The sequence below is a fragment of the Streptomyces celluloflavus genome, from assembly GCA_000720995.1.
In the GTDB taxonomy this organism is placed as follows: Bacteria; Actinomycetota; Actinomycetes; order Streptomycetales; family Streptomycetaceae; genus Streptomyces; species Streptomyces celluloflavus.
The window spans coordinates 1-19,103 of record JOEL01000082.1 but is presented as its reverse complement, the minus strand read 5'-3'; the positions used below and the strand labels follow the sequence as shown (position 1 = coordinate 19,103).

The following is a 19,103-nucleotide window of genomic DNA, read 5'->3' as shown; positions in this document are numbered from 1 at the left end:
CCACGATCCGCCCCGACCGAGCACTCCCCGCGTGACACTGGTCGGACCGACCAAGACCAGACCCACCAGCCGGAAAGCCACCTAAATCACCGGTATTGCCTCTAGCCGGCCAAGCCGTCGGCTGCCCTACGGCGGAAGTCGTCGGCGGTCAGGTCCCGCAGCCAGCGGCGTGTCCCGCGCGGCACGGTCGGCTCCGGGACCAGCAGGACGGGCGCCTTCGCCCGGGCTGTCACCTGGCGGCGTATCCCGCCCCGCACCAGCCTGACCAGCGGGTGGCGCGGGCCGCCACCGAGGACGAGCAGGTCGCCGGGGTGGGCGGCGAGGGAGACAAGGGCGTCGGCGACCGAGCCGCGTACCACAGTCGGCGCGACCGGTACGTCCTCGGGCATGCCCCCGAGTGCGGAGGCAATGGCGCGCTTCAGGCGCTCCTCGGCGGCACGCTCCGTCTGCGCGTCGAGCCCCGGCGAGGGTGCGCACCGTGCTGCCGCCTCACCGCCCCTCGGGGTCCAGGCGCTCACCGGCACCAGCAGGTGCCCGCAGTGCCGGGCCTCCTGAACGGCTCGGGTCAGCGCGGCCGGACTGCCGGGCGAACCGGAAACACCGACCACCACCCGGCTGATGCGGCGAAGGATTGAGGACTGACTGCCGTTCACGTAGTCGTTCAGACGTGCGGACATTCTCTTCTCCCTGTGCGTGTCGCCCCTGCCAGGTTAGGCTTGGTGTGGATCCCCAATAAGGTCCACAACGGGGCCATTCCATGGAGCCACATTCCATGGATCCACAAGATCCGGCCCGGCCCCTGGGGAGGCGGGCGTCGTACGAGGGGAGACGGAGCGGTGTCGACCTCCAGCAGCGAGGCCCTGGGGCCGCAACTCGACTTCCTCCAGCAGGAACCGCTGTCCCGAGCCCGCGACGGGGAGTCCCTGCAAAAGCAGCTCCTGCACCGCATCCGCACCGCCGTCCTCGACGGCCGGCTGCCCGCCGGCAGCCGCCTGCCGGGCTCGCGCACCCTCGCCAGAGGGCTCGGGATCTCCCGCAACACCGTGACGCTCGTCTACGACGTGCTGGGCACCGAGGGCTACATCGAGCTCAGCAGACAAGGAACGCGGGTCGCCGCGCTGGCCCGACCGGAGCCCGACGGTCACGCCCACCACGCCCCCGCCCCACCCACGTTGTCGCAGCGCAGCGCCCGGATCCGCAAGCCCCTCCTGGAAGGCGTCGACTCCCTCGCCTTCACGCCGGGGGTGCCCGCCCTGGCCCAGTTCCCGCTGGCGGCCTGGCGACGCTCCCTCGACCGGACGCTCCAGCAGGGCGGAACGGGTCTGCTGGGCTACGGCCCGCCCCAGGGGGAGCCGGCGCTGAGAACCGCCGTCCTGCGCCACCTCGCGCTGGCCCGCGGTGTGCGCTGCGCCCCGGAGCAGGTCGTCATCACGGAGGGAGCGCAGGAGGCGCTCTCGCTGTGCGTCCGGCTGGTCACCGACCCGGGAGACACCGCCTGGATCGAGGACCCCGGCTACCGCGGCGCACAGACCGCACTGGCCTCCGGCGACCTGGACCTCCTCCCCCTGCCGGTCGACGCGGAGGGCCTGCGCATCTCCGCGGCCGACTGGAGGGACCGCCCACCGCGCCTCGTCTACACCACCCCCGCGCACCAGTACCCGACGGGTTCGGTCCTCACGGCCTCCCGACGCCTCGACCTGATCGAGAAGTGCCGCGACCACGGTGCCTGGATCATGGAGGACGACTACGACAGCGAATTCCGCCACAGCGGAGAACTCCTGGCCTGCATGCAGGGCATGACGCCGAATGCACCCGTGCTCTACGTGGGCACCTTCAGCAAGACGCTGTTCCCCTCGCTGCGCCTGGGATTCCTCGTGCTGCCCGAGGTACTGGTCGACCAGGCGGCACCGGTCGTGGACGAGATGCTGCGCGGTGGGCACCGCTGCGAGCAGCTGGCCCTGGCGCACTTCATGGAGAGCGGCCAGTACAGCAGGCACCTCGCCCGCATGCGCCGCCTGTACCGCAGCCGCCGGGACGCGCTCAGGGCGGCGCTGGCCGAACACCTCGACGTGCCGCACACCGTGACCGGCGGCGACAGCGGCATGCACCTGACGGTCCGGCTGCCGGCGGACTTCCCGGATCAGCGCGTGGCCCGGGCCGCCCGGCGGCACCGGATGGCCCCCTGGCCCCTGTCCCGCTCCTCGCTGCTCGCGGACTCCGCCCACAACGGGCTCGTCCTGGGATACGGCAACACCCCCGAGTCATCGTTCGTACCCGGCGTGCAACAACTCGCGCACCTGATCAGGAAGTCCGGCTTCGAGGGACGTGGCTGAAACTCGGCGCCCAGCAGCTCCCGCGATCAGCCGGGAGGGCTGCTCGCCGGCAGTGGACGGCCGCACCCCCCGCGTGCCGAGCGAGCTCGCCCGCTGACCAGGCGCGGCCGTCGAGCAGCGCCTGGCAGAGGGCGGCCCGGGAGTCGGGCCACTGCACCCAGGAGTCGACGGGGCGGGGTGGTTTGAGCGTCACGGTGGGCCAGTCCGCACAATGGAGGGCTCCACGCAGTGCATGGACTTTCCAATGATTGGATTATCCATGTACTTTGTGGGTCATGGATGATCGGCAGCTGACCGAAGAGCTTTACGACTACCTGTTCGCGATCCGCACCCAGGTGCACGCCGAGCTCAAGGAGCTGGCCCAGGACGCGGGGCTGACTGACACTCAGGCCGATGCGCTGTGGAGGCTGAGTCGTGGGCGGGAGATGACCGCGCGCCGTCTGGCCGACCTCTTGCAGTGCGACGCCTCAACCGCCACGTCGATGATTGACCGGCTGGAGAAGCGCGGCCTGGTCCGCCGGGTGCCCCACCCCATGGACCGCCGTGCGAAAGTCATCCAGCTCACCCCCGAGGGATGCGCGCTGCGCGATCGCGTCATCCAGCACACCACCGAGCACTCACCCTTCGCCCGCCTCGGCCACGAGAGCAGGCTGCGCCTGCACACGCTTCTCCGCGAAGTGATCGACGGCCCCCGCCCGACAGGTGAGGCCGCCGGCGTCAAGGACACCGCGAAAGAGGAGCAGCAATGAGCAGCGGGACCGCGGTCATCACGGGCGGAGCCTCGGGCCTGGGCCTGGTGACGGCACGCCACCTGATCAAGGCCGGTCAGAGCGTCGTCCTCGTCGGCCGGGACGCGACGCGCACCCGGGCCGCCGCCGACAGCCTGCGCGGCCTGGCTCCTGCGGGCAGTGACGCGGCACCGCCGAGGACGTACACCGCTGATCTGGAACAGTGGTCGCAGGTACAGGCACTGGCAGCGGAACTGGCCGCCGACAGAAACCCGGTGGACGCCCTCATCAACAACGCGGGGGCGGCGTTCCCCCGGTACGCGCAGACACCGGACGGCGTGGAGCGCACCTACGCGCTCAATCACCACGCCCCGTTCCTGCTCACCAACGCCCTCCTGGCCGAAGGAGTGCTCACGCGCGAAGCGCGGATCATCAACATGTCCTCGTTCGTGGAAAAGCGCGGCAGACTCGATGCCACCGATCCGGATGTCGCGGGAACGTCGTGGAGCAAGCGCTTCTACCACCAGATCAACGTCTACGCGACGAGCAAACTCGTCAGCCTCCTGGCCGCGCGAGAACTCGCACACCGCCTACCTGACGGCATGAGCCTCTACAACGCCAATCCCGGCATGGTCAAGGGCACCGCGATGAACAGCAACGCCGGTGGTCTGATGCGGCTGACCGCCCCGCTGTTCCGTCCGTTCGCCATCACCCCGGACGAAGGTGTGCAGACCCCGGTCTGGCTTGCCGGCGCCTCGCCCGCACCGCGCCCCAGCGGCGGCTTCTTCAGCGAGTCCCAGCCGGACATCCCTTCGCACCTGGCCCTGAACGACGCTCTCGCCCGGACCGTCTACACCAAAACCGCAGCCCTCCTCGGGGTGGAGCCCCTCACGAGGTAGGTCCGGCCCGGAACCGGTTGTCACGCCGGGGCTGTGGCTGCCTCGTCCTGCCCGGCCCGCGGAACCCGCAGGACGAGGCGGCCCCGGCCGGCCCTGCCTGACGTGCTGGGTTGCCCGCGCCCGGCGGGCGGCATCGAAGGTGCGGCCGGTCGTTCAGCGGTGCGGGATGGCGCCCGCGCGGGCGCCTCGATGAGCGCAGGGGCGACGGTTCCGTACGCCGTCGATCCGAAGCTTGTGGAACGGCTGGCGGGAGACCTGGCAGGCCCTCGTCACGCTCATCGCTCTGCGCCGCGGTGGGCCCCGCCAGGGTTTTCAATCCGGTCGGGCCGCGCGGTACCGAGGGGCGAATTCCTCCTCGATGAACCGTTCGATGGAGGTGGGGGTGGAGGTGCGAGCGGTACGCGGCTGCTCCGTCCGCGTGTGCCGGGAGTTAATGGCTTCGCCGACCTCGGCCATCATGTCCGCGACGTTGAGGGACACGCCTTTGCTGCGGAGTTCCGCGTGGAATTCGGCGAGGCTGGTCTGCTCATAGGTGAAGTCGTCCGCACCCACAGCTTTCGCGATCACGCTCACGGCTTCCCGCATGCTCACATCGCGTTCCCCTTGGAGTTCCATGACCTCCGTACCGTGCCAGGTCCCGTTGGCGAGTTCCTCCCCGGCCCGGGCCCCGACATCGCGAGTGGTGACGAAGGGGAGGGGGAGGCCGGGCTCGAAGGGGGCGCTGATGCGGTGGTGGGCCGCGGCGGTGTGGACGTGGTCCAGCAGGTTCTCCATGAAGTAGCCGGCCCGCAGCCACAGCGTGTCGACTCCAGGGACGGCCGAGAGGCGCTGCTCGAAGCGGTGGAGCCCCATGACCGGTCCGGTGCCTTGGGGGTGCCGGGCTCCCCAGCTGCTGAGTCCGACGACGCGGGTCACACCGGATTCGGTGACCGCCTTGGTCAGGGAGGCCGCCACCTGGTCCTGGAAGGCACCGAAGTCAGGGTGATCGGGGATGTAGTTGGGCTGGATCACCGCGTAGATGCCGTCCGCGCCACGGAAGGTATCCGTCAGCGCGGCCGAGTCGGTCGGGTCGGCCTCCCACACCTCGGCACCCCGCGCGGCGAGATCGGCGAGCCGCCGGGCCGACCGGCCGACGGCTCGGACGGGGTATCCGGCCGAGAGCAGGTGCACAGCGGCGGCCCGCCCGGTGCGGCCATTGGCGCCGGTGATGACGAACATCGATGTATCTCTCTTCCTTGGCGTTCTGTACCGGTGCTTGGGAAGCCGGCCGTGCGCACACGGTGTCCTCCCTGACGCCTCTTCCCGGGGCAGGTCCCGGGGCGGGCAGGGGAAGCAAGGCCGTCGCCCGGCTGGGATCCGGGCCCCTCGGCAGGCATTCGGGACGTTAGCCCTCCGGCGAAGCGGGCGGGTAGGAGTGGCGCACCCACCCCACACCCCGGAACCCCAGCCGCGCCGGCCGGCACCGGCCGGGCCTCTTCGTCAAGGGCCGGGCACATTTCGTTCGGGCGAGGGCGATACGGCCACCAGGGCCGCGGGGCCGACTCGACGGCTTGCTCGGCGCGCGTGCTCTGCCCGTAGCTTCGGGCGACATCGATGCTCTGCGCATGTCGGTCTCGGACTGCGCGGCGAAGCCGGAGCCGGGCGGCCGTGGCGGCGCAGCTCACGGCCGTCTCCTCACCACAGTGAACGCCCGCGTCTTTACCCTGGTGGTATGGAGGTTTCAAGGGGGCACAGCGGAGGCGGACCACTGGCGGCCTTCCTGCGTGCCAGGCGGAACGGGGCGCGGCCTGAACAACACCGGCTGGCCGTGGGGGCACAGCGCCAGGTGCCGGGGCTGCGGCGGGACGAAGTGGCATTCCTGGCCGGGATCAGCACCGACTACTACGTGCGCCTTGAACAGGGGAGGGAACGCCGGCCGTCCCCCGCGGTGGTGGAGGGCCTGTGTCACGCACTGCTGCTGGACACCGTCGCGGCGCGTTACCTGCGGGAACTCACCATTACAGGAACCGCCGTGGGCGGGGAGACGCCCCGTATGGGCGCGGATCGCCTGGAGGCCGTGAACCAGCTGCTCGGTTCCATGACGGTGCCCGCCCTGCTGGTGAACCGATGGCTCGACATCGTGGGCAGCAACGTACTCGGCGATTTTCTCCACGAAGGGATGGAGCCCAGGGACAACTACGCCCGTCTGGTGTTCCTCGCCCCCGGAGCACAGGCGTTCTTCACCGAGTGGCCCGAACTCGCCCGCTGCATGGTGGCGGCCCTCCGCGCGCAGGCCGGCTCCATCCGGCGGCGGCCAGACCGCGGGTGACGTGGCGGTCTGCGCGGACGTCTCTGCTCAGGCCGGGTGCGTAAGCGTGGTGAGGGCGAGGTTCCGGCGGATGCACCAGCGGCCCTGGAGGGTGTGGAGGGGGTGGCCGGCGGGGGTCGTGAGGAGGCGGGCGCGGAAGGTGCCGTCCTCCGGGGCGAAGGTGATCTCTGCCTCCTCGAAGCCCAGCCAGCGGTGGGTCAGGGGGAACCACGTCTTGTAGACGGATTCCTTGGCGCTGAAGAGAAGCCGATCCCAGTGCCGTCCGGGGTGGTGGTGGGAGAGAGACGCGAGGTGGGTGCGTTCGCCGGGGAGGGAGACGGCTTCCAGGATGCCTTCGACGAGAGGGGCGTGGGGCTCCGCATCGATGCCGAGGGAGGCGAGAGTGGACTGCTCGGCGATGGCGGCGGCGCGGTAGCCGTCGCAGTGGGTCATGCTGCCGACCACGCCGGGGGGCCAGCCGGGGGCACCGCGTTCGCCGGGGAGCAGGGGAGCTGGGGGCCGGCCGATCGCGGCGAGCGCGCGGCGTGCGCAGTGCCGGACGGTGGCGAACTCGCGGCGGCGTTTGTCCACCGCGTGGGCCACGACGGCTTCTTCGGCGGGGAAGAGGTCGAGGTCCGGCATGTCGCTGAATGCCTCGGCGCTGTGGGCGGTGGCGGGGAGGAGCTCGGTCAGGAGGGTGGCGGCGGTCATATGGCGGGCTCCGGGGAGAGGAGTACGCGGCGCAGGATGCCGTGCGGGTGGCCGTGGCGGCGCCACTCGCGCGGGTAGCCGACGGAGACCTCGGTGAAGGGGATGCCGTCGTGGACGGTACGGCGCGGAATGTGCAGGTGGCCGTAGACGACGCCCGCGACGTGGAAGCGGAGGTGCCAGTCGGCGGTGCGGGCGGTGCCGCACCACATCGCGAGATGCGGGTGGTGCATCACGTCGGTGGGCCGGCGGACCAGCGGGTAGTGATTGACGAGCAGCAGCGGCAGTTCGGGGTCGTCGGCTTCGGCGAGGCGCTGCTCGGTGGCGGCGACCCGGGCCGCGCACCAGTCCTCGCGGGTCGGGTACGGGTCGGGGTGCAGCAGGAACTCGTCGGTGAACACCAGGCCGGAGGAGTGGGCGAATTCGCGAGCCTCGGCGCTGGTGGCGAAACCGGACGGCACCCAGGAGTAGTCGTAGAGCAGGAAGAGCGGTGCGACGCGGACGGGGCCGCCCTCGCCGCGGAAGACCGGGTAGGGGTCCTCGGGGGTGTGTATACCAAGGCCGCGGCAGATCGCCACGAGGTGCTGGTAGCGGTGTTCGCCGCGAAGCTGGGTGGGGTCGTCCGGGTGGGTCCACAGCTCGTGGTTGCCGGGGGTCCAGACGACAGTTTCGAAGCGGTCGGCGAGCAGCGTCAGGGTGCGCTCGATGTCGGGAGTGCACTCGGCGACGTCGCCCGCGACGAGCAGCCAGTCGCCGGGGTGCTCGGGGCGCAGGCCGGCGACGATCTGCCGGTTGTCGGAGACGGCGGCGTGCAGATCGCTGACCGCCAACAGGCGTGGTTCGGCGGGTAGGTGCGCGGAACGCGGGGGATTGGTCACGCGATCACGTGATCCGGGCGGGCCTCGCGCGCTTCGCGGGACGCGGCTGTCGTGTGGCGGAGGGTGGGGTTGCGGATGAGGTGGGGGAGGGCGGCATCGAAGTGAGGGCGGGCCGGTTCGCCGACGACGCGGTCGGCGACGGTGGCCAGCATGGTGAGGAACTCAAGGGAATTGCCGCCCAGACGGTGGAAGTCGGCGTCGTCGGAGAGGTGATCGGGGGCGAGGCCCAGGATCTCGGACCAAATCTCGGCGACGGCTGCGGCGAGGTCGTCCGCGGGAGCATGCGCGGGCGCTCCCTGTTCGCCTGAGTGGTCGCGGGCGAAAGGGTCGGGCAGGCGGCTCGGATCGGTCTTGCCGTTCATGTTCTGCGGTATGGCGTCGACGAACACCGTCGCGGCCGGGACCAGATAGGCCGGAAGGCTCTTGGCGAGGTGCGCGGTCAGGGCCTCCGCGGTGGCGTGGTCCGCGCCGGGGGCGCGGACCACGTAGGCGGCAAGGGCCTTGCGGTCACCGGTCGTGCGGGGCAGCACCACGGCGTCGGCCACGAACGGGTGGGCGCGCAGCGCCTGGGCGACCTCCGCGGGCTCCACGCGGTGTCCGAGGATCTTCACCTGGTCGTCCAACCGGGTCTGGAACTCATAGGAACCGCCGGGCAGCGGGCGGACCAGGTCGCCGGTGCGGTAGACGGAGGTGCCGTCGGCGAGGCGGACGAAACGGTCCGCCGTCAGCTCGGGGCTCCCCCGGTAGCCGCGGGCCAGCTGGGCGCCGCCGATGCACAGCTCGCCGGCCTCGCCATCGGCGGTGAACCGCCCGTGCTCGTCGAGCAGGATGATCTCGGTTCCGTCGGTGGGTACGCCGATGGGCACCACAGGGCCCGTGTCCGCCGCCGGGTCGAAGGTGTGCCGGGTCATCATCACCGTCGCCTCGGTCGGGCCGTAGGTGTTGACGATCCGGCAGTCGGGGCCGAAGACCTCGCGGGTCTCCCGCGCCACCGACGTGTGCAGCTGCTCGCCTATCACGACCACCGAGCGGAAACCGGCAGGACGCAGCCCGAGCCGGTTGATCAGCACCAGGTGGGAGGGGGTGAGTGTGAGGGTATTCGCGCCCGATTCGAGCAGCAGCTCGCGCAGCATCGCGTGGCTGACCTCGGCCGGTCGCAGGATCGTGGTGCCGCCTGCGAGCAGCGGCAGGTAGAAGGCGTTCGCGGCGAGGTCGAAACCGATCGAGGTGAGAAGCGGCATGCGGGTGCCGGCGTCGATGCCGAGATCGCGCAGCGTCCAGTCGGTGAACACGCGCAGCGCGCCATGCTCGACCTCGACGCCCTTGGGGCGGCCGGTGGACCCGGAGGTGTAGATGACGTAGGCGAGTTGGTCCTCGCAAGGCTCCGGGTCGGGGACCTGCGGATCGCCGGACCAGTCCAGGTCGTCGAGGGTCAGGGCGGTGCACCCCTCGGGTATGCAGGCGCGCTCCTCGTACATCCGCGGCAGCAGGCACAGGGGTGCGCCCGAGTCGGCGAGCAGGTCGGCGATGCGCGGGTCCGGGTTGCGCGCGTCGATCGGCAGGTACGCACCGCCCGCGCGCAGCACGCCCCAGATGGCGACGACGGAGGGGACGGAGCGCTCGCCGAGCACGCCGACCACGGTCTCGGGGCCGACGCCGCGCTCGCTAAGGGCGGCGGCCACCACCGCGGTGCGTCGCTCGAATTGACGGTACGTCAGGCGCTCGCCGGGGCCGCCGTCAAGGGCGAGGGCGTCGGGGTGTTCGGCGGCGCGGCGCAGGAAACGAGTGACGAGGCCGGCGGGAGCACCGTCCGTCGTCCTGTCGGCGGGTGAAGCGGCGGGATTGCCGTCCGTCGACGTGCCGGCGGATGAGGCGGCGGCAGGAGCAGCGGGTGGCGAGGCGGGACGGGATACCCGGTGTGGAGCGAGGCCCGCCGCGATGCGATCGAGCAGGGCCTCGATACGGGCGCCGGTGGCATCCCCGTCCCACCAGGAGAGCGTGATCTCGGTGTGCCGCCCGACCTCAAGGATGTTCAGGTCGGGTGCCCCGCCCGGCGTCGGGCGGACCAGGGGGAACGCGGTGTGTGCCGTGAACCCCGGGGCGTGCAGCTCCGCGAGCTCGACGCGGCCCGTGTGCGAGAGTACCGCGTCCGTCGGGAAGGACTCCTTGGCCCGCACCCGCCGGTTGATTTCGAGCAGCATGGCCTCGACCCCGGACAGCGGGGCCGAGAGAAGCTCGGGCGAGGGCACGGTGCGCAGCTGCTCGCGCTCCTGGATGGCACGCAGCAGCCGCTCGTGCACGGTCTCCCACTCCTCGCCCGCCGTGACCCGAAGGGTCAGACCGAGCGAGAAGTTGGCGGTACTGCGCACCTCCGGCCGGTAGTGCCGCAGATTGACGGGCACGTAGAAGGCGGCGGGGCGGGCGTCCCCGACCTGCTCGGCGACCAGTTCGGCAAGCAGTACGGCCAGTCGGGCCGCAAGCCCCGGGTGGGTGCCCTGGAGGGTGCGGCGGGCGGTGACGGTGCGGGTGTGGGAGGTGGGCTCGCAGGCACCCATGATCGGGGCCTTGTCGCTGAGCGGATAGTCGCTCACCTCGCGGTCGATGAGCGTTTCATAGACCTCGCGGTCGCCGACCGGGTCGGGCGCGCCGAGCGGCTGCTCGCCGCGCAGCGCGCGGAAGACGTCGGCGGTCCAGGTCAGCAGGCCCTTGGCGTCCATCACCGCGTGGTGGGCGCGGAAGGCCACGGCAGTGCGGCCGCCGCCGTCCCGCCGGACCAGGATCACCTGGCAATACGGCACGCCCGATCCGGCGAGTGGAGCCTGGAGCTGGGGCAGCCGCAGCAGGTCCTCGCCCGCCGCGGCATCCACGATGAGCAGCGGCGGCGGGGTGCCGCCGTCCACCCAGGTCTGCTCCTCCCGCACGAGCCGTGCCCCCGGGCATGCCTCGGACGCCGTGGCGATCGCAGCGGCCAGGCGCTCCGGGGCGAGGATGCCGTCGCCCTCGACCACGACGCCCAGAGTGGGGCTCATGCTCTCGGGATGGCCGAGGAACCACCACTCGATGGGCGAGACGGGTCGTCGGAAGGTGCGGTTGCGCTCGGGCGGGGGCTGCGACATGGCTGCGGTTCTCGGCTCTTCCTGGTCCGGGTCCGGATCCTTCGTCGGTTGTCGTCCGACGAATCAGTCGAACAGGTCCGGTTCCTCGCGGGCGATGTACTCGAACAGCGGCTGGAACTGCACCCAGCCGCCCTCGTCCATGCCTGACTGGTCGTACGTCAACTTGGCGTACTCCGGATCGATCTCGCGGGTCCGGCCCGCCGCCTTGGCGACCAGTTGGGCCTGCGCGGAGCGCTCCGCCGCGATGAACCAGTAGGCGGCGGAGTCCACCGACTTGCCCACCGTGAGCAGCCCGTGGTTGCGCAGGATCAGCGCCTTGTTGGTGCCGAGGGTGCGCGCCAGGCGCCTGCCCTCTTCCAGGTCCTCGACCAGGCCGGTGTAGTCGTCGAACACGGCATGGTCCTGGTAGAACACGCAGGCGTCCTGGGTCAGCGCCTCGATGTGCTGGTCGGTGGCGGACAGAGCCTTGCCGTACATCGAGTGCGCGTGCGCCGCGGCGACGACCTCGGGGCGGGCCTCGTGGATGCAGCCGTGGATGACGAACGCGGCCTTGTTGACCGGGTACCCGCCCTTCACGACGCTGCCGTGCTCGTCCACGAGAACCAGGTTGCTGACGTTGACCTGGGCGAACGGAACGGCGAACGGGTTGACCCAGAAGTAGTTCGGGAACTCGGGGTCACGCGCGCTGATGTGGCCGGCGACGCCCTCATCGAAGCCGAACCGGGCGAAGAGGCGCAGGGCCGCGGCGAGCCGCTCCTTGCGGTAGCGGCGCTCCTCGGCCGGGTCCTCGTAACCCGCCGGGGTCACCGGGCGGTAGCGCTTGTAGAGGTCCTTTTCGGGTATCGGCTTGAGCTCGTCGACCGAAAGGGTTTCCCGCGCCGTCACGAAGTGGCCTCGGCTGTCTCCTTCGTGGCCTCTCTGTCCGCCGTGCCGTCCTGGGCGGCGGCCGGTTGTGCGGGCACGCTCAAGCCCGGAATAGACAATTCCGGGATCACCTTGACGGTCTCGAAACCGGCTTCGATGGCCTCGGCGAGGGTCGGTGTGACGGCGTCTTCGAATTCCAGGCGACTAACCGGAATTTCGGCGTCCGTTGGCAGGGTGTCGGCGGCGAACGAGATGTCGGCGCAGCTCGCTGCCTTGAGGGCCGCGATTTCCTGCTCGGTGACTTCCCGGTTGAGGACTAGCGAGAAACGGTGCGTCACAGTCGGTCACTCCTCGTAATCGGAAGGGAATCCGGCCAATCTGCTGACCGCCGCGAAACCTAGCAGCAGCACAAGTCATCTCTCAAGAGTCATTCTGAGGACTCCGTCTCAACTCCCGGCTGGACGCACAGGGTCGGGGTGGGTGGGGCGCCGAGTCGAGTGGCGCCTCAGGTGCCAGGAGATCGTTAAGTCGAGTCGTCCCAGGTGACGTGCGGCGAACCACTCATGAAATGGGTCTAGTTAATCGCCCGTCAGTGTGATTAGGTGCTCCGGCAACGGGGGTTCGACGCGCACTGTGAATGATTGATTCCAGTGCTGCGCTGCGCTCCCGTGCTCCGGGCGAGAGGTTGTCAACACCCTCAGGAGTCGGGATGTTGACGGCTGGAAATCTCTGCAGTTCGCTCCCAAGCCGTTAGAGCCTCCTGCCCGAATTGCCACAGAATCCTGACAGAACCGCCGGTGCGCGATTGTTGACGGGCGGGGCACGGGCGAATCTGAGAATGGTGGGGGAATGGCTGACGAACAGCAGCTTCGCGATTATCTCAAGCTGGTTACTGCCAATCTGCGCACCACCCGCACGCAGCTGCTGGATCTCTCGAAGCGCATGCACGAACCGATCGCCGTGGTCGGCATGGGCTGCCGCTATCCGGGCGGCGCGGCCGGGCCGGATGAGCTGTGGCGTCTTGTCGCCGACGGCACCGACGCGATCTCCGGCTTCCCCGCCGACCGGGGCTGGGACGCGGCCGGGCTCTACGACGATCCCGACCATCGCGGCTCCACCACCCGCGAGGGCGGATTTCTCTACGACGCCGCCGAGTTCGATGCCGCCTTCTTCGGCATCTCGCCGCGCGAGGCCCTGGCGATGGACCCGCAGCAGCGGCTGCTGCTCGAAACCGCCTGGGAGGCCGTGGAGCGGGCCGGCATCGACCCGTCCGGCCTGAAGGGGTCGCGCACCGGCGTGTTCGCGGGCCTCTACTCATCGTCCGCCGGGTACGGCAGCGGCGGTGACCTGGACTTCGACGAGGCCACGGGCCATCTCCTGACCGGCACCGCCAACAGCGTTCTCTCCGGCCGCATTTCCTTCACGCTCGGTCTGACAGGACCGGCCGTGACGGTGGACACGGCTTGCTCGTCCTCCCTGGTGGCGCTGCATCTGGCCGCGCAGTCACTGCGTGCGCAGGAGTGCGAACTGGCGCTGGCCGGCGGCGTCACCGTGATGTCCACGCCCATGCTGTTCCAGGAGTTCTCCCGGCAGCAGGGCCTGGCCGCCGACGGCCGCTGCAAGCCGTTCTCGGCGAAGGCCGACGGAACGGGCTGGGGCGAGGGCGCCGGCATGGTGCTTCTTGAACGCCTTTCGGATGCGCGGCGGCTCGGCCACCCGGTCCTCGCGGTGATCCGCGGCAGCGCCGTCAACCAGGACGGGGCGTCGAACGGTCTGACCGCGCCGAACGGGGCCGCGCAGCGCCGCCTCATCGAAGCGGCCCTGGAGAACGCCCAGTTGGCTGCCGCAGATGTGGACGCGGTGGAAGCGCACGGCACCGGCACCACCCTTGGCGACCCGATCGAGGCACAGGCACTGCTCGCCACGTACGGCGCGGACGGGGCGCGGGCGGCGGACCGGCCGCTGTGGCTCGGCTCGGTGAAGTCGAACATCGGGCACACCCAGGCGGCGGCCGGCGTCGCGGGCTTCATCAAGATGGTGATGGCGCTGCGACACGGCATTCTGCCGAAGACGCTCCATGCCGAGCAGCAGTCGGAGTACGTGGACTGGTCCGCCGGGAACGTGAAACTCTTGCAGGAGCCGGTGGACTGGGCGCAGCGCGAGGACGACCAGCCGCGCCGCGCCGCCGTCTCCGCGTTCGGGATCAGCGGGACCAATGCGCACCTGGTCCTTGAGGAGGCGCCCGCGCCGGAGACTGCCGAGCCGGAGACGGCGAAGAGCGCTCCGCTGCTGCCGGAGGCGAAGGCGTGGGTCCTGTCCGGGCACACCCCTGCGGCCCTTGCGGCGCAGGCCCACCGGCTCCGCGAACACCTGGCTGTGCGAACCGGGCTGACGGCGCAGGATGTGGTGTGGTCGCTGGCCACGACGCGTACGGCGCTCGAACACCGGGCTGTGGTGGTGGGACCGGAACCGCTGACAGGGCTTGCGGCGCTGGCCGGGGGCGCGCCCGCGGCGGAGGTCGTGACGGGCGGGCTGCGGGGCGGCGGGATCGGCCGGACGGTGTTCGTCTTCCCCGGGCAGGGCAGCCAGTGGGTCGGGATGGGGCGGGAGCTGGCGGCGGCTTCGCCGGTGTTCCGGGCGAGGTTGGCGGAGTGCGCGTCGGCTCTTGCTCCGTATGTGGAGTGGGAGCTGGAGGATGTGCTCGCCGGTCGGCACGGGTTCGAGGCCGCGGATGTGGTGCAGCCCGCGCTGTGGGCGGTGATGGTGTCGCTGGCCGCGGCGTGGCAGGCGGCCGGGGTACAGCCGGACGCGGTCGTCGGCCACTCGCAGGGCGAGATCGCGGCGGCAGCCGTCGCCGGGATCCTCTCCCTCGACGACGCCGCCAAGGTCGTCGCTCTGCGCAGCAAGTCGCTGACCGCCCTGGCGGGCCGCGGCGGGATGATGGCCGCCGAGCAGGCGGCCGACACGGTGCGCGAATGGCTGGCGCCGTACGGCGCGCGGCTGGCGGTCGCCGCGGTCAACGGGCCGACCGCGACGGTGGTGTCGGGCGACCTGGAGGCACTGTGCGCCCTCGCGGACGAGCACGCCGACACCCGTACCCGGATCCTCCCGGTCGACTACGCCTCGCACAGCACACACGTCGATGAGCTGCGCGCGGAGATCCTGGCGGTTCTGGACGGCCTGGCCCCGCGCGAGGCGTCCGTCCCGATGATCTCGGCGATGACGGGCGAGATGCTGAATGGTCCCGAGCTGGACGCCTCGTACTGGTACGCCAGTCTGCGGGAGACCGTCGAATTCGCTCGCGCCGTACGCACCTTGGGCGAGGACGGGCATGACACCTATATAGAGGTGTCACCGCACCCGGTCCTCACCATGGCCGTCGGCGAGGGCCTTGAGGGCCGCGAACCGGTGGTCGTCGGCACCCTGCGCCGTGAGGACGGTGGCACGGACCGGCTCCTCGCCTCGCTCGGGGAGGCATACGTCCAGGGCGTGCCCGTCGACTGGACCGCCGTACTGCCCGCCGCCGACCGCGTCGAGCTGCCCACCTACGCCTTCCAGCGCAGCCGCTACTGGCCGCGCCGGGCCGAACTCGCGCTCACCGGACCCGGATTCCCGGAGGACGCCTGGCGCTACCGCACCGCATGGGAGCCGGTCGCTGCCGCTCCCGTCGCCCCCGTACAGGGCGGGACCTGGCTCGTCGTCACGGGCGGTGCCGACCCGGAGGACTGCGTGCGCGCGCTGGCCGCGCACGGCGCCGAGGCCGTGGTGCTGCGCACCGAGGCAACCGACCGCGACGCCCTGGCCGCTGAACTCCCCTCCGACGTGGCCGGGGTCACGGGCATCCTGTCGCTGCTGGCCCTGGACACGGCCCGGCTGCCCGAGGCCCCCGCCGTCCCTCGCGGCACCGTCGCCACCATGGCCCTTGTGCAGGCCCTCGGCGATGCCGGGATCGGTGCCCCGCTGTGGGTGCTCACCCGCGGCGCCGTATCGGCCGCACCCGGGGACGCCCCTGCCGACCCGGCTCAGGCGCAGGTCTGGGGCCTTGGCCGGGTGGCCGGTCTCGAACACCCCGAGCGCTGGGGCGGACTGATCGACCTGCCGCAGGTCTGGGACGAGAGAGCCGGCGGCCGCCTCACGGCCGTGCTCGCCGAAGGCGCCGAGGACCAGGTGGCGCTGCGCCCGACCGGGGTGCTCGGCCGCCGCCTGGAGCGCGCGCCCCGCACCGCAGGCGCGGGCGGACCGGCCGGGGCCTGGTCCCCGCGCGGCACCGTCCTTGTCACCGGCGGCACCGGCTCGATCGGCCCGCACCTGACCGGCTGGCTGGCCGAGCGCGGCGCGCCCCGCGTCGTACTGCCCACCCGCTCGGGACCGAGTGCAGCCCTTGCCGCGCACGCCGCCGAACTCGCCGCCGCCGGAACGGCGGTTGACGTAGTGGCCTGTGATCTGGCCGAGCGTTCAGCCGTTGCCGCGCTGCTCGCGCGGGTGGCCGACGCCGGCCCCGCGCTCAGCACGGTGCTGCACGCCGCCAACGTCTTCCACCTCACCCGCATCGAGGACACCGACCTGGACGGCCTGGCCGCCTCGCTCGCCGCCAAGACCGCGGGCGCCGACCACCTGGACGAACTGGCCGAGCACGCGGACGAGTTCGTGCTGTTCTCCTCGATCGCCGCCGCCTGGGGCAGCGCCGACCACGGCGCCTACGCCGCCGCCAACGCGCACCTGGACGCGCTCGCCGAGCGGCGCCGGGCGCGCGGCGCAGCCGCACTCTCCCTCGGCTGGGGCGTGTGGGACACCCGTGACTGGGACGCGCCGGACGCCTTCGGGCCGCACGGCCCCACTGCCGTCACCCCGGCCGGCCTGCGCCGCCAGGGCACCCGCTTCCTGGCGCCGCGCCCGGCACTCGACGCCCTGGGGCGGGTACTCGCCGACGCCGACGACGCCCCTTACCTGGCCCTTGCCGACATGGACTGGGCGCGGTTCGCGCCGGTGTTCTGCGCCGCCCGGTCCCGCCGCCTCCTCGATCGCATACCGGAGGCCCGACGGGCGCTCGACGAGGCGGACAGCCGCGGCGCCGCCACCGCGTCGGCCCCGTCCCATGCCTTCGCCCGCAGCCTGGCCGCCGCCCCCGGACCGGCCGCACGCGAGCGGCTGGCCGCCGAGATGGTGCGCACCCAGGCGGCCGCCGTGCTCGGCCACCGCGGCGCCGACGAAGTGCCCGGCAACCGCCCCTTCCGCGACCTGGGCTTCGACTCCCTGACGGCCGTGGAGCTGAGCAAGCGCCTGGCCGTCATCACCGGCCTGAAACTGCGCTCCTCGATCGTCTTCGACTACCCCACCCCGGCCGCGCTCGGCGCGCACCTGGCCGCGACCTCGCTCGGCACCGAGCAGGCCGCCGCACCCGCGGGCACGGCCGCGGCCACCGCCGCCGACCCCGGTGAACCCCTCGCCATCGTCGGCATCGGCTGCCGCTTCCCCGGCGGCATCGCCACGCCCGACCAGTACTGGGACGTGCTCGCTGCCGGAGCCGACGTCATCTCGGGCTTCCCCACCGACCGTGGCTGGGACCCCCAGCTGCACGACCCGGACCCCGACCGGCAGGGCAAGTCCACGACCCGGCACGGCGGATTTCTCTACGACGCCGCCGAGTTCGACGCGGCGTTCTTCGGCATCAACCCGCGCGAGGCCCTGGCCATGGACCCGCAGCAGCGCCTCCTCCTGGAGACCGGCTGGGAGGCCCTTGAGCGCGCGGGCATCGACCCCGAGACGCTGCGCGGCGCCCCCGTCGGCGTGTTCGCGGGCGCCACCGCCGCCGGCTACGGCACCGGCCTGGCCCAGGGCGACGCCGGTGCCGAGGGCTACCTCGTCACCGGCAACTCGGGCAGCATCATCTCCGGCCGCGTCGCCTACGCGCTCGGCCTCGAAGGCCCCGCCGTCACCGTCGACACCGCCTGCTCGTCCGCGTTGGTCGCCCTGCACCTCGCGGGCCAGGCGCTGCGTGCGGGCGAGTGCCGGCTCGCCCTGGTCGGCGGCGCGATGGTGATGGCCACGCCCGACCAGCTGGTCGGCTTCTCGCGGCAGCGCGGCCTGGCCGCCGACGGCCGCTGTAAGCCCTTTGGCGCGGGCGCGGACGGCATGGGCCTCGCCGAGGGCGCGGCGACCCTCGCGGTCGAGCGCCTGTCGGACGCCCGGCGGCTCGGACACCCGGTGCTCGCGGTGGTGCGCGGCACGGCGATCAACCAGGACGGTGCCTCAAACGGCCTGACCGCCCCCAACGGCCTGTCCCAGCAGCGCGTCATCCGCACTGCCCTGGCCGCCGCGGGCCTGGCGCCCGACCAGGTCGACGCGGTGGAGGCGCACGGGACCGGCACCCCCCTCGGCGACCCGGTCGAGGCGCACGCGCTGCTGGCCACCTACGGTCAACAGCGCTCTCCCGAGCGCCCGTTGTGGCTCGGCTCGGCCAAGTCGAACATCGGCCACACACAGACCGCGGCGGGCCTCGCGGGCCTGATCAAGATGGTCCTTGCGATGCGGCACGGTGTGCTGCCGCGCACGCTGCATGCCGAGAAGCCGTCCCCGGAGATCGACTGGGATTCGGGCGCGGTGCGGCTCCTCACCGAGCAGCGCCCCTGGACGACGGAGGGCGGCGCCCCGCGCCGGGCGGGTGTCTCCGCCTTCGGCATGAGCGGCACCAACGTGCACGTCCTGCTTGAGCAAGTGACGGAACGGGAGGAAACGCCCGTCGCGACTGTCGACGCCGACGGTGCGGATGGCGTGGACGGCGCGAGTGCGGGCACACCACCGCTGCTGTCATCCGAGGTGGACGTCACTGCCTGGCCGATCGCCGCCCGCGGCCGCCAGGCCGTCGCCGCCCAGGCGGGCCGCCTCCGCGAGTTCGCCGCCACCGCGCCGCAGACCTCCACCCCCGCCGCCGTGGCCTGGTCGCTGGCCGCCACCCGCAGCCGCTTCGAGCACCGGGCCGTCGCCATCGGCGCCGACCGCACCGAACTGACCGAGGCGCTGACCGCCCTGATGAGCGGGCAGCACGCACCCGGTGCTGTGCCGACCGGTGGTCCCGGGAAGACGGTGTTCGTTTTCCCGGGGCAGGGGAGTCAGTGGGTTGGTATGGGGCGTGAGTTGTTGGTGGAGTCGCCGGTGTTTGCTGCGTGTTTTGCGCGGTGTGCGGGGGCGCTTGGGTCTTATGTGGAGTGGGATCCGTATGAGGTGTTGGCGGGGGTGGTGGGTGCGCCTGTGCTGGAGGGTGCTGAGGTGTTGCAGCCTTTGTTGTGGGCT

The 19,103-nt window shown here is 71.8% G+C and carries 12 protein-coding genes; 5 read left to right on the top strand and 7 right to left on the bottom strand.

The features are described 5' to 3' along the window. Positions 1-101 precede the first annotated feature (101 nt). The gene (locus tag IH09_RS34995) at positions 102-677 is read right to left on the bottom strand and encodes a universal stress protein (protein ID WP_052861789.1); all 576 of its coding nucleotides are present in this window, start codon (positions 675-677) and stop codon (positions 102-104) included. Positions 678-836: 159 nt separating this feature from the next. On the opposite strand from IH09_RS34995, the gene pdxR reads away from it, so the two are divergent. From pdxR to IH09_RS34980, 3 genes are all read left to right on the top strand, one after another. Further along, entirely contained in the window at positions 837-2,333 is a 1,497-nt protein-coding gene (gene pdxR, locus IH09_RS34990; protein ID WP_052861788.1) for a MocR-like pyridoxine biosynthesis transcription factor PdxR, read from the top strand. Positions 2,334-2,608: 275 nt separating this feature from the next. Next, entirely contained in the window at positions 2,609-3,082 is a 474-nt protein-coding gene (locus IH09_RS34985; protein WP_052861787.1) for a MarR family winged helix-turn-helix transcriptional regulator, read from the top strand. Beyond that, positions 3,079-3,960, top strand: a complete 882-nt coding sequence (locus IH09_RS34980) for an SDR family NAD(P)-dependent oxidoreductase (protein ID WP_052861786.1) — start codon at positions 3,079-3,081, stop codon at positions 3,958-3,960. The genes IH09_RS34985 and IH09_RS34980 overlap by 4 nt, the downstream gene beginning before the upstream one ends. Positions 3,961-4,272: 312 nt before the next feature. Here IH09_RS34980 and IH09_RS34975 read toward each other — a convergent pair whose 3' ends face one another. Further along, positions 4,273-5,178, bottom strand: coding sequence for an NmrA family NAD(P)-binding protein (locus IH09_RS34975; RefSeq protein WP_052861785.1), 906 nt, complete (start codon positions 5,176-5,178; stop codon positions 4,273-4,275). On the opposite strand from IH09_RS34975, the gene IH09_RS40450 reads away from it, so the two are divergent. Beyond that, positions 5,168-6,268, top strand: coding sequence for a helix-turn-helix domain-containing protein (locus IH09_RS40450; RefSeq protein ID WP_318279655.1), 1,101 nt, complete (start codon positions 5,168-5,170; stop codon positions 6,266-6,268). The two genes, IH09_RS34975 and IH09_RS40450, sit on opposite strands and share 11 nt — an antisense overlap. Positions 6,269-6,295: 27 nt before the next feature. On the opposite strand, the gene IH09_RS34965 is transcribed toward IH09_RS40450, so the two are convergent. From IH09_RS34965 to IH09_RS34945, 5 genes are all read right to left on the bottom strand, one after another. After that, positions 6,296-6,958 carry a 4'-phosphopantetheinyl transferase family protein gene (locus IH09_RS34965; protein ID WP_052861783.1) on the bottom strand — a complete coding sequence of 221 codons (663 nt, stop codon included), beginning with the start codon at positions 6,956-6,958 and terminating at the stop codon, positions 6,296-6,298. Further along, complete coding sequence (locus IH09_RS34960; protein WP_052861782.1) at positions 6,955-7,833, bottom strand: metallophosphoesterase family protein; 879 nt, start codon at positions 7,831-7,833, stop codon at positions 6,955-6,957. Before IH09_RS34960 ends, IH09_RS34965 begins: the two co-directional genes overlap by 4 nt. Continuing rightward, positions 7,830-10,949, bottom strand: a complete 3,120-nt coding sequence (locus IH09_RS34955) for a non-ribosomal peptide synthetase (RefSeq protein ID WP_052861781.1) — start codon at positions 10,947-10,949, stop codon at positions 7,830-7,832. The genes IH09_RS34960 and IH09_RS34955 overlap by 4 nt, the downstream gene beginning before the upstream one ends. Positions 10,950-11,012: 63 nt before the next feature. After that, positions 11,013-11,834 (bottom strand): class II aldolase/adducin family protein, encoded by an 822-nt coding sequence (locus IH09_RS34950; protein WP_110952801.1) that lies wholly within the window; start codon positions 11,832-11,834, stop codon positions 11,013-11,015. Beyond that, entirely contained in the window at positions 11,831-12,151 is a 321-nt protein-coding gene (locus tag IH09_RS34945; protein WP_052861780.1) for a hypothetical protein, read from the bottom strand. The genes IH09_RS34950 and IH09_RS34945 overlap by 4 nt, the downstream gene beginning before the upstream one ends. A 511-nt stretch (positions 12,152-12,662) precedes the next feature. On the opposite strand from IH09_RS34945, the gene IH09_RS34940 reads away from it, so the two are divergent. Further along, positions 12,663-19,103 (top strand): type I polyketide synthase (locus tag IH09_RS34940; RefSeq protein WP_190233504.1); only part of this gene is annotated, 6,441 nt, incomplete at its 3' end.

Bases quoted from the DNA above. Each gene is read 5' to 3' on its own strand.
- IH09_RS34965 (WP_052861783.1), bottom strand. From the start codon at position 6,958: ATGACCGCCGCCACCCTCCTGACCGAGCTCCTCCCCGCCACCGCCCAC.
- IH09_RS34955 (WP_052861781.1), bottom strand. From the start codon at position 10,949: ATGTCGCAGCCCCCGCCCGAGCGCAACCGCACCTTCCGACGACCCGTC.
- IH09_RS34995 (WP_052861789.1), bottom strand. From the start codon at position 677: ATGTCCGCACGTCTGAACGACTACGTGAACGGCAGTCAGTCCTCAATC.
- IH09_RS34985 (WP_052861787.1), top strand. From the start codon at position 2,609: ATGGATGATCGGCAGCTGACCGAAGAGCTTTACGACTACCTGTTCGCG.
- IH09_RS34975 (WP_052861785.1), bottom strand. From the start codon at position 5,178: ATGTTCGTCATCACCGGCGCCAATGGCCGCACCGGGCGGGCCGCCGCT.
- IH09_RS34980 (WP_052861786.1), top strand. From the start codon at position 3,079: ATGAGCAGCGGGACCGCGGTCATCACGGGCGGAGCCTCGGGCCTGGGC.
- IH09_RS40450 (WP_318279655.1), top strand. From the start codon at position 5,168: ATGACGAACATCGATGTATCTCTCTTCCTTGGCGTTCTGTACCGGTGC.